The organism is Rhodopirellula islandica, from assembly GCF_001027925.1.
GTDB lineage: Bacteria > Planctomycetota > Planctomycetia > Pirellulales > Pirellulaceae > Rhodopirellula > Rhodopirellula islandica.
On record NZ_LECT01000036.1, the window covers coordinates 1 to 11,106 of the forward strand.

At 58.6% G+C, this 11,106-nt stretch carries 9 protein-coding genes; 1 reads left to right on the forward strand and 8 read right to left on the reverse strand.

All coding sequences use genetic code 11. From position 1 onward, the window contains the following. Window positions 1-224: 224 nt before the first annotated feature. The 7 genes from RISK_RS17705 to groL (RISK_RS17735) all read right to left on the reverse strand — a co-directional run bounded on the left by RISK_RS17705 (window position 225) and on the right by groL (RISK_RS17735) (window position 7,434). Entirely contained in the window at window positions 225-1,031 is an 807-nt protein-coding gene (locus RISK_RS17705) for an MBL fold metallo-hydrolase (RefSeq protein ID WP_047815669.1), read from the reverse strand. Window positions 1,032-1,310: 279 nt separating this feature from the next. Then, window positions 1,311-1,592, reverse strand: coding sequence for an FmdB family zinc ribbon protein (locus RISK_RS17710; protein WP_047815670.1), 282 nt, complete (start codon window positions 1,590-1,592; stop codon window positions 1,311-1,313). A 90-nt stretch (window positions 1,593-1,682) separates the two neighbouring features. Then, complete coding sequence (locus RISK_RS17715) at window positions 1,683-2,285, reverse strand: nucleotide exchange factor GrpE (protein ID WP_047815671.1); 603 nt, start codon at window positions 2,283-2,285, stop codon at window positions 1,683-1,685. Further along, window positions 2,282-3,460 carry a molecular chaperone DnaJ gene (gene dnaJ, locus RISK_RS17720; protein ID WP_047815672.1) on the reverse strand — a complete coding sequence of 393 codons (1,179 nt, stop codon included), beginning with the start codon at window positions 3,458-3,460 and terminating at the stop codon, window positions 2,282-2,284. Before dnaJ ends, RISK_RS17715 begins: the two co-directional genes overlap by 4 nt. 205 nt (window positions 3,461-3,665) lie before the next feature. After that, window positions 3,666-5,288, reverse strand: coding sequence for a chaperonin GroEL (gene groL / locus RISK_RS17725; protein ID WP_047815673.1), 1,623 nt, complete (start codon window positions 5,286-5,288; stop codon window positions 3,666-3,668). 45 nt (window positions 5,289-5,333) lie between these two features. Then, window positions 5,334-5,639, reverse strand: coding sequence for a co-chaperone GroES (groES, locus tag RISK_RS17730; protein WP_007330007.1), 306 nt, complete (start codon window positions 5,637-5,639; stop codon window positions 5,334-5,336). 79 nt (window positions 5,640-5,718) lie between these two features. Continuing rightward, on the reverse strand, window positions 5,719-7,434 hold the full coding sequence (groL, locus tag RISK_RS17735) for a chaperonin GroEL (protein WP_047815716.1): 1,716 nt from the start codon (window positions 7,432-7,434) through the stop codon (window positions 5,719-5,721). A gap of 577 nt (window positions 7,435-8,011) precedes the next feature. Between groL (RISK_RS17735) and RISK_RS17740 the strand changes: the two genes are divergently transcribed. Next, window positions 8,012-9,991, forward strand: coding sequence for a hypothetical protein (locus RISK_RS17740; protein WP_047815674.1), 1,980 nt, complete (start codon window positions 8,012-8,014; stop codon window positions 9,989-9,991). A 220-nt stretch (window positions 9,992-10,211) separates the two neighbouring features. Here the strand turns inward: RISK_RS17740 and RISK_RS17745 are convergent, their stop codons facing one another. Then, window positions 10,212-10,943 (reverse strand): hypothetical protein, encoded by a 732-nt coding sequence (locus RISK_RS17745; RefSeq protein ID WP_047815675.1) that lies wholly within the window; start codon window positions 10,941-10,943, stop codon window positions 10,212-10,214. Window positions 10,944-11,106: the final 163 nt, after the last annotated feature.

Consider the following 11,106-nt stretch of genomic DNA (forward strand, 5'->3'; position numbering starts at 1 on the left):
TTGACACGGAAAATGCGACGTTGATTTTTATTCTGTCCTACGCCCCAACGGGGCAGCCACAACCCAGGGCGTTGCCCTGGGCTGGCATAGGGCTGCCCCGTTGGGGCGAAGTCGAGGAACAAAACCTGCGCAGTCCAAAGCGGTGTCAATACCAACCTTTTGACAGCCCAGGCGAACGCTCAAACGGCTCGCATGGTGGTGCGCGATCATTCCTGCCGACCTGCTTAGAAGAACATCTGCTGCGTCAGCTTCAGGTTCTTGGAGGGGGAGATTCGCAGCGGCTGAGTGGCGAGATAGCGGTCGGCACAGATCAGGTGCAGTTGATCGCCGAGGCATTCGCGGTGCGTTCGCAGTGTCACGTCGGGATCGTTGTTCTCGTCGGAAAGGTGAGCCAAGCAAGCCCACTGCAGGTGCTCGCTGGCGTGCGAGATCACTTCCGCAGCTTCCCGGTTGGAGATGTGCCCGCCAGAACCCGAGATGCGATCGCGAAGGAAGTCGGGGTAGGCCGAGGCGGCCAACATGCCTTCGTCGTAGTTGCTCTCGATGAGCAAGGCATCCAGCGTGTTGACACTGGCGAGCAGGTCATCGAAGACGCATCCCAGATCCGTCCACAATCCAAATCGAGAGCATCCGTTGTCGAGCGTGAAGGCGGCTCCGTCGACACCGTCATGCGGCGTGGGCATGGTTTCGATGGAAGTCTCGCCGACGGTGAATGTTTCGCCGGGAACGAAGTGCTGGATGTCTTGGACCGGGCCAAGTGGAACACGGTGCTCAGTCGCTCGCAGGGTGCGCCGGCTGATGTGAATCGGCACATTCAGTTTGCGGTTCAGGACGCCCAGGCAACCGATGTGGTCGCGGTGCTCGTGCGAGATCACAATGGCATCGATTTCCGATGCGTCACGCCCGGCTTCGTTCAAGCGTGTTTGGACTTTGCGGAAACTGATTCCCGCATCAAAGAGCAAGCATTCCGAGCCCGTGTCGACGAAGACACAGTTGCCGCTGCTTCCTGATTGCAAACACAGAACATCCATGCGTGCAATCGTAGCAGGTTCTCAAGCGATGTTCGACAACGGGTTTTGAACGCCGATTGCCGCGTTTGAACTGGTAGCAAACGCTGCGTCACAGCAGAAATGAGGTTTCCGTCCGTAGCGACACTCGTCAAGAGTTTCGACCGTCAGGAGATCTTCGAAAGGCTTGACGACTTTCGCTACGTCATTCTCCGGAAAATAAGCTGCATCGGGTCACGAGCGAGTTCTGGCGAATCTGGTTTTGCCGAACGACTTTTGTTCGCATTTCAGTGTGCAAGCGGATCAGTCCTTCGACTTCTTCGCTTTGCTGTCGCCCTTTTTCCCATCGCCTTTGGGTTCCGCCTTGGGTTTGTCGGCGCTTTGGCCTTTTTTGTAGCTCTCGCTGCGGTAGTCGGTTTGGTAGAAGCCGCTGCCTTTGAAGACGATGGCGGCCCCGGTTCCAAACTGGCGTTGCAGTTTGTTCTTTTTGCATTCCGGGCACTTCTTCAGCACTTCGTCGTTGATGCCTTGGAACACTTCCAACTCGTGACCACAGGCTTCACACAGATAATCGTAAGTCGGCATAGGAAGGGATTGAAAGAAGAAGGGAGAGGGAGGAATGGTTTCAAAATCGAGTCGGTGATCTTCGAAATTCTTGACGACTTTCGCTACGGATCAGGCGGAACCATCACCGGTGCTGACGACGACTTGAGCCGGACGCACAACGCGGTCGTGCATTTGGAAGCCAGGTGTGGCGACGTGAGCGACCATGCCCGATGCAATCTCGGGATGAGGCATCTGCGAGATGGCTTCGTGAAAGTTCGGATCGAACAGTTCGCCTTCGGCGGGGATCTCTTTGATCGCGTGTTTGGCCAGCACATCATCGAGTTGCTTGCGAACCATGGAAACACCTTCGATCAATCCGCCGACGGATTCCCCTTCCCCCGCAGCCTTTGCCGCGTCGATTGCCCGCAACAGATTGTCCCGGACTTGGAGTATGTCGGTGACCAGCGGCATGCCAGCAAATTTCAGTTGGGCTTCGGTGTCGCGGCGCAAGCGTTTGCGGAAGTTTTCCGCTTCGGCTTGGGCTTGCAAAACACGCTTGTTCGCTTCTTCCACTTCGCCTCGTAGACGCATCATTTCTTCATCGCGAGTTTCCTCGCCGGCCTGCGTGAACGCTTCGTCGTTGGAGGCGGAATCGTTTTCAAACGAAGCGTTGGCTTGCGATTCCAATGCTTCGTCTTCGGATTGGAATTCTTCTTTGGATGGTTCGTTCATGAGTCTTTCTCCGTGTCGGTTGAGCCGGTGTTGGCGTCTTCCGGTTCGGGGTCAAAAAAGTGGCGAAGTTTGTCGAGAAACGAAGTGCGTTCGGGAAGCACGGAGTCGTGGTCGAGTTCGGCCAATTCGCGAAGCAATTTTTGTTGTTTGTCGCTGAGCTTCTTGGGGACTTCGATGAAGACCTGGACCAGCAAGTCGCCGGTTCGTCCGCTGCGAGGGTCCACGATCCCCTGGCCACGAATGGTGAAGACGTGCCCGGTCTGTGTTCCGGCGGGGACGGTCAGTTCGTGCGGTCCATCGAGAGTCGGCACATTGATCGCAGCGCCGAGTGCGGCCTGGGCGTAGGAAATGGGCATCTGCAAAATCAGATGCTGGCCTTCGCGTTTGAACAGGTTGTGTTCTTTGACGGAGATGAAGCAGTAGCAATCGCCGTTGGGGCCGCCATCGGGGCTGGGTTCGCCTTCGCCCTGCAAGCGGACTCGCATGCCGTCGTCGACCCCAGCAGGGATCTCGACGTTCATCTCGGCTTTTTCGTTTTGTGTTCCCGTGCCACGGCACTTGCCGCAGGGTTCGCCGATTTGTTTGCCGGCTCCTTTGCAGGTCGGGCACGTCGTTTGGACACGCAGGATGCCTGCCGATTGGATGACTTGTCCCTGCCCGCCGCACATGGTGCAGGTGACGGGTTCGCTGCCCGCGGCGGCGCCACTGCCGTCGCAGGTGTCGCAGGAAACGCGGCGTCGGAAGACGATGTCTTTGTGGCATCCCCGAGCGGCTTCTTCCAGAGTCAGCGTGACATCGCAGCGAACATCGGCGCCGCGTCGAACGCGTCGTCGTCCGCCACCGCCTCGCCGGGAGCCTCCGCCGAAGAAGTCGCCAAAGCCGCCACCGAACAGGTCGCCGAAGGCTTCGAAGATGTCCTCGACATCGCCGTATTGTTGCGTGGTGCCTTCGACCCCGGCGTGGCCGTATTGGTCATAGCGGGCTCGCTTGTTCGCGTCGCTAAGGACTTCGTAGGCTTCGGTGGCTTCTTTGAATTTTGTCGTCGCGGAATCGTCGTCACGGTTGCTATCGGGGTGGTACTTGATAGCAAGTTTGCGATACGCGCGATCGACCTGCTGCTTCGTGGCCGTTCGCTCGACCTTCAGCACTTCGTAGTAGCAGGTTTGGGTGGCCATGAGGAATCAAACAGTGTGTGTTCGTGGTCGGTGATCACCTCGGCGCCGAGTCGTCCATCGGTCCGGCAGGGATGAGATGGAAAGACGCTGGGAGGGTCATGAAAACGGGCCGCTCACCGATGGCGAACGGCCCATTAATAAATTGCAGTGCCGGAGGCGGGATCGATGATCCCGTCCTTCGACGCTGGCGAATTTGGAAAGGCGATTAGCTAATCATGCCTTCGACAGGACGCTTGTCCTTGTCTTCTTGCTCGAAGTTCGTGACCAAGGCTTCGGTCGTGAGCAACAAGCCTGCGATGCTGGCGGCATTGGTCAATGCGGTGCGAACCACTTTGACCGGGTCGATGACGCCGGCTTTGACCATGTCGGTGTATTCGCCCGTGTGAGCGTTGAAACCGATCTTAGGATTGTTCTTTTGCAAGACTTCGTCGACGACAACGCTGCCGTCGATGCCGCCGTTGTCAGCGATTTGACGCATGGGAGCATCCAAGGCTCTCAGGACAATCTCGACGCCGACTTTTTCGTCGCCTTTGGCCTTCTTCTTGGCTGCTTCCACGGCTTCGCGGCAGTGAACCAAAGCCACACCGCCACCAGGCAGGATGCCTTCTTCGACTGCAGCGCGGGTGGCGTGCAAAGCGTCTTCCAGGCGAGCCTTGGTTTGCTTCATTTCAGCTTCGGTTTCGGCACCGACGCTGATGACAGCCACACCGCCGGCCAGTTTGGCCAAACGCTCTTGGAACTTTTCCTTGTCGTAATCGCTGTCCGTTTGCTCAATTTGAGCGCGGATTTGAGCGACACGTTTGTCGATGTCTTCGCGTTTGCCGGCACCTTCGACAATGGTCGTGTTCGACTTGTCGACGGTGACTTTCTTCGCGCGACCGAGGTGTTCCAGGGTGACGTTCTCGAGCTGCATGCCGAGGTCTTCGCTGATCAGCGTTCCGCCGGTCAACGTGGCGATGTCGCCCAGCATGGATTTGCGACGATCGCCGAAGCCAGGAGCCTTGACCGCACACACGTTCAGCGTGCCACGCAATTTGTTCACCACCAACAACGTCAATGCTTCCGCGTCGACGTCTTCGGCGATGATCAGCAAGGGCTGACCGGTTTGGGCGGTCTTCTCGAGCAACGGCACGAGGTCGCGGATGTTGCTGACTTTCTTTTCGTACAGCAACACCAACGCGTCTTCGAGGCTCGCTTCCATGGTGCTGGAATCGTTGATGAAGTACGGCGAGACATAGCCTTTGTCGAACTGCATCCCGTCGACGTATTCGACCTCGGTGTTCCGGCTCTTGCCTTCTTCCACGGTGATGACGCCGTCTTTGCCGACTCGTTCCAGCGCGTCGGCGAGCAATTCGCCGATCACGTTGTCGTTGTTGGCCGAGATCGCACCGACGTGAGCGACTTCTTGTTTCCCGTTGACTGGGCGTCCCATTTCAACCAAGTGATCGCAAGCGGCTTCGACAGCCTTTTCGATCCCGCGACGAATCGCGGTGGGGTTGCTACCGGCAACGATGTTTCGCAGGCCTTCTTTGAAGATGGCACGAGCGAGCACGGTGGCGGTGGTGGTTCCATCGCCGGCCAAGTCGCTGGTCTTTTGAGCGACTTCGATGACGAGTTTCGCACCCATGTTCTCGAAGCGATCTTCGAGTTCGATTTCTTTGGCAACGGTCACGCCGTCTTTGGTCACGGTGGGACCGCCAAAGGATTTGTCGATGATCACATTCCGACCGGTGGGGCCCATCGTCGTTGCGACGGCCTTGGCCAGTTTTTCAACGCCGGCCAACATGCGGGCCCGAGCGTGATCGTCAAAAAGCAATTGTTTTGCCACGACTGAATTCCTCGTAGATGTTTTGGGGTGAAAGAACGAACCGGATCAGCCGATCTTGGCCAAAATATCGCTTTCGCGAAGAATCTTCATTTCGTGTCCGTCGACTTCGATTTCGCTTCCGCCGTACTTGCCGTAGATCACGACGTCGCCGACCGAAACGCTGAGTTCACCGCGGTTGCCGCTATCGAGCAATTTGCCAGGTCCAACAGCGACGACAGTGCCGCGTTGTGGCTTTTCTTTGGCCGAATCGGGGAGCACGATGCCGCCAGCGGTGGTTTCTTCGGCTTCGCTGGGTTGAACCACGACGCGGTCATCGAGAGGACGCAGGTTGATTTTTTTAGCAGTGGCCATGAGTTGATTCCTGTGAGTTGAAAGTTGAGTTTGATGTGGGGGTGAAAAAAGGATTGAAAGGAGGGTCGCGGGCAGCGGCTTACATCATGCCGCCCATGCCACCCATGCCTCCCATTCCGCCCATGCCACCCATTCCCATGCCGCCCATGTCTGGCATTCCGCCGCCCATGCCGTGATCGTGATGATCGCCACCGGCTGGTTCTTCTTCGACGGGGATTTCAGCGACCAGCGATTCGGTGGTCAGCAACAAAGCGGCGACCGATGCGGCGTTGGTCAGCGAGGTGCGAACCACTTTGGCGGGGTCGACGATGCCGGCTGCGACGAGATCGCAGTACTTGTCAGCGTTGGCGTCGTAGCCTTCTGTTTTGCCCTTCATCTGAAGCACGCGGTTGACGACCACGGCTCCGTCGAGGCCAGCGTTGTTGGCGATCGCCCGCATGGGCTGGTCGAGCACGTTGCGAATGATTCGCACGCCGAGCTTTTGATCGCCTTCGGTTGCTTTTTCCAGTTTTTCAACGGCAGCACGGCAACGCAGGAGGGCGGTTCCGCCACCGGGGACGATGCCTTCTTCGAGTGCCGCTTGGGTTGCGGCACGCGCGTCGTCGATGAGGGCTTTGCGTTCCTTCATCTCGGTTTCGGTTGCTGCACCGACGTTGATCTGAGCCACGCCGCCGGCGAGTTTCGCCAAGCGCTCTTGCAGTTTTTCGCGGTCGTAATCGCTGTCGGTCGCTTCGATCTCGCGACGGATTTGAGCGACTCGGCCTTCGATGTCAGCTTTCTTGCCAGCACCACCGACGATGGTGGTGGCTTCGCTGGTGATGCGAATTTGCTTGGCGCGGCCGAGGTCGGAAACCTTGACGCTTTCCAGGTCGATGCCGAGGTCCTTGAAGATCGCCTTGCCGCCGGTCAGGGCTGCGATGTCGCCGAGGATGGCTTTGCGGCGATCGCCGTAACCAGGAGCCTTCACAGCACAGGCCGACAGGATGCCACGCATCTTGTTGACGACCAAGGTTGCGAGCGCTTCGCCTTCGGTGTCTTCGGCGATGATCAACAAGGGCTTCTTGGCTTTGCTGATCGCTTCCAGCAAAGGAATCATCTTCTTGTTGTTGCTGATCTTCTCTTCGAACAAGAGGATGTAGCAATCGTCCAATTCGACGGTGACATCGTCTTGGTTGGTGACGAAGTGAGGCGACAAGAATCCGCGATCGAATTGCATGCCTTCGACAACGTCGACATAAGTCTCGTTGCTGCGGCCTTCTTCGACTGTGATCACGCCGTTTTTGCCGACTTTGGTGAAGGCGTCTGCGAGGACGTCACCAATTTGTGGGTCGTTGTTGCCGGCGATCGTGGCGACTTGCTTGATGTCGCTCTTGCTCTTTTCGTTGATCGGGGTCGCCATTTTGGCGATGTGAGCGATCGCGGTGTCGACAGCCTTTTGGATGCCGCGAGACAGTGCCATGGGATCGGCTCCGGTCGCGACCATTTTCAGGCCTTCGCGGAAGATGGCTTCGCTGAGCACCGTTGCGGTGGTCGTGCCGTCACCAGCCACGTCGTTGGTCTTGCTGGCAGCTTCTTTGACCAGTTGAGCACCGAGGTTTTCGAATGGATCGTCCAGTTCGATGTCCTCGGCAACGGTCACGCCGTCCTTGGTGACTTTGGGGGAGCCCCATCCTTTGTCCAAAACGGCGTTGCGGCCGCGAGGGCCAAGTGTGCTGCGGACAGCACGGGCCAGCTTGCTGACGCCGGCAAGCAATGGGCCGCGTGCGTCATCGTCGAAAACGATCTGCTTTGCCACGATGTAGTTCTCCTGAGGTGGTTTGGATCCGACAGGCACGCGGGGTTGGACGATCGCAAAGTGCGAGTCCAGGCGGCCACGGATTCGATGCCAAGAGGGAAAGAGACGGGGGAATGTGTTCGGGTCGAACGAGGCGGTTCGGCCATTCGGGCACGAATGCGTTCGTTGGGGCTCGCAGGTAGCAATCGCCGTACCGAGCGTTTTGGATTGGTTGTAAGTCTCTACCTGTAAGGGGGTTACGGAATTGGTGTGGTTGCCAGGCCAAAGTCAGGGGCCTGGTTCTTCGGTCCGCGGTTGCCAACGTGGCAGGAGGGCGTGAAATCACCACGTGTCCGGCCAGGATCTTTCCCAACCGCTGCAATCGTTTCGACCGGCAGCCAACGGCCCGAAATGCTTGCCAAGCGGTGAACTGCCGCTCAAGAATCATTGACCTTTGGGCTTTCAAAACCTTCACTTGCGGCAACTGCGCGTCGTTGCGTGGTTTTCAAAAAGTTGAGTTCGAGTTTGATCTGGCCCCTGAGATGCGGTCGGTCAGTCCGTTCATCCCGATATGATTCAAACCTGATTGGTTGTGCTGATGCGTTGGTGTCATCGCCGATATGTGTTGCCGTTTGCCGTCCTGAGCCAGTTGGTGGGCTCCTTTGCCGCGCCCGTTGCCAACGCGTGCTGCTTGACGGATTGGCTGTATGGCAAGCAACCCGCTTACGTCGCCGGGTACACGCCGGTCGTGGGTGCGCCTGTCACAACGATCACCACGATGCCTGGGCCCGCCATGGGGGCTCCCGCGATTGCGCCTCCGCCTGGTTATGCCGCCAATTACCCGGGCTACACGGCGGGTTACACACCGCTGATGACCGCCGCGCCAACTTCGTCGGTGTTGCCGCTCAATCCGACCAGCATTTACACGCCGTCGCCGTCTTATTCGTTGCAGCGTCCCGCTTACGGAGCCGTGCCGCTGGACAATCCATCGGTCTACACCGGATTGCCGACCGCGAATTCACCCGTCGTTTCGGGGTACCGAGGCGCCGTTTCCACGGGTGCCAACTTCATGGGGGCGGGCAACGTGTATCCCAACAGCAGTTACGCGGCCAACCCCGCAGGTGTCCAGCCCGTCACGGCCTATCGGCCCGCCACTGGTTATCCACCAACGACCGGTTACCCCACCCCAATCCGAAGTGGACTGTCGCGGTTTTTCAATTCGTTGCTGGGCACGGGCTATCGCAGTTCCTATTACACGGCACCGATCACCTACTATCGGCCTGCCACGACGTTGGATCCTGTCACCGGGACCACGGTCACGGTTCAACGAGCGTGTGATTCAACCGTTCAGCAGTTGCAGCGAACCCCTTACACCACGTTCCAAGGCATGGCATCGCAACCCGCCATGGTCGCTCCCACCACGATGGATCCGTGCATGACCACGATCGATTCGTGCGGCGTTGCGACTTCGGTGGCTCCGGTCACCAGTCCCTACGGGGCTTCGCCTTACGCGGCCTCGCCTTCGACTCAGTTGGCACCTGCCGGGTCGTACGCGGCTCAGCCGAGTTGGAGCGGTGCGCCGTCCGCTTCGGCAATCCCCAGCACCATTGATCCGAATGGCTACGGCGGAGTCGCCCAAACGGGAGACCTGCAGCCGATGGCGCCGCCAGCTTCGGCTCCTTCGAACTTGCAGCCATTCGACGCTCAGCAGCAAACGCTTTCGCCGTTGACGGGGTCGCCCTACGCCAGTGAACCGTCTGTTGAGTCGCAGCCTTCGCCGTCGGATCAGCCGCCTGCATCGCAGTACCGTTACAGCATCGAGCCACCGGCTCCGTCGAACAGTCCTGCCTACGATCCGCCCGAAGCGGAAAGCAAGGATCCCAGCGATGCCTACGACAGCTATCGATACCAAAGCGAACCAGAAGAGCAGGGTGGCAGCGAAGGAAGCACTCCAGACTCGCTGGACGACTACCTCAGTCGAAGCCGGCAAGAGGTCCAGCGGGATCGCGAGGACTTGCGACGTTTGACCGCCGGAAACACTTCTGCCAATCCGTCTGCCGCTCCTCGTGTGCGACCCATTCCGGCACCGGAAGGTTATCGCCATGCGTTTGACGAAGGTTCCGCTCCAGCGGTCGCACCGGTTGCCCGTCCGAGCACTTCGCCGGTCCGTTCGATCCCTTCGCTGACACCGCCATCCACCTCGGGATCGGGGCAATTGCAGGCACCTGATTTGTTGCCTGCCCTGCCGCCTCCACCTCGCACCAGCGGTGGAGCTTACGAGCAAGCTCAATCACGAACGGTTCCTTCGTTGGAGGAGGAAGGTCCGGTTCAGTGGGGATACAAAGTCCGTGAAGCGTCGTTGACGGAACGTCGGCCCTCGATGCCAGAAACGACTGCGTTGTCCGAGCCTGCTGGCGACTACCAGCCTGTTCGACAGCCCGTTCAAGAACGATTGAATCGCGTGCAAAATCGACGTCCCGCCTTGGCTCCCGTCCAGGCGACTCCTCGGGCTTTGCAACCTGCCAAACCAAAAGCCACCCAGCATCAAGAGTCGGGCTGGCACGCACTGAATCGCTGAGCCTGGTGCTGCGTCACAGCTTCGTCGTCTGGTGAGCCGTTTTGACGCCAGCGGGCTGTTGATTTAGTCGGTTGTCGATCTTTCATGTGAGCCGTTTGGGCGTTCGCCCCGGTTTCATCGCAATCACCGGGTTCGTCCGGTGTTGCAAATCAGAATCGCCGCAGTTGGATGAATCAGCCGATGCCCATTGGCTCGGCTCGACTCATCACTTTGCGTTGGTTCACTCTGCGGAATCGATTCGCACCATCGAGTTCTCTTCACTGAGGTCGATCTCTTCGTCCAGTTCGAAGTCATCGAAGCTTGGGGCACCCGACGTGGCCATTGCGAATTCGAAATTGCCTTCGCCGAGGGTCTCGAGCAGGCGATTGTAGATCCGCGTTTGTCGGCCCATGTCGTCATACGGGCCCGCGATGTACGTCGGTTTTCCGTTCATTCCAAAGGCAAGTGTGTCGCCCACGGACGCGGGCTCGATGTGATGCCACAGCGGTGCGAATTTGCTGTAGTCGGGGTGCGGTTGCAGGCCACATGATTCGGCATACGCGATCGCGGCTTCCACCACCCCGCGAGCGAACTCGGGCTCGCAAGGTTGCAGCATCTGACGCGACTGCATGTCGGAGATCACATCGTTGTATTCCGTCTGGGTGCGATAGTTGCCAGCCACGTCTTTGACGCCCATGCAACCCAAGTCGACCAGGAAGAACGCCGCGGCAATTTGGCTGCCGGGTGCCGTTCGCGAAAGCATCACGTGCCCGATCGCGGGGCTGGTTGGATTGGGGGCCAGCAGATCCGGGCTGATCATGCAGTCCTTGATTGTTCCGGTGGCGGCAGCTCGCATTTTGCCGGCCATCGACGTCAGCATTTGCTGCTGGCGGGCCAGTTCTTTCTTTTTGCGAAGTTCTTTGGCCTTCAGCTTGGCCAGTTTTTTTTGCTTTTGTTGTTCTGATTTTGCCATCGTCGATCCTCCGTGGTTGAGACAAGTTCGTTGTTGGTTCAGGTACCTTCGAAGCGAATCCGCCTTGCCTAGTCGTTCGGCGGATGAGCGAAGGATTGGTTGTGGTCCCTCGCTCACGCGTCGGGTTGTGAGTCACTTCAACAGCAGGGCGTCACCCGTTGGG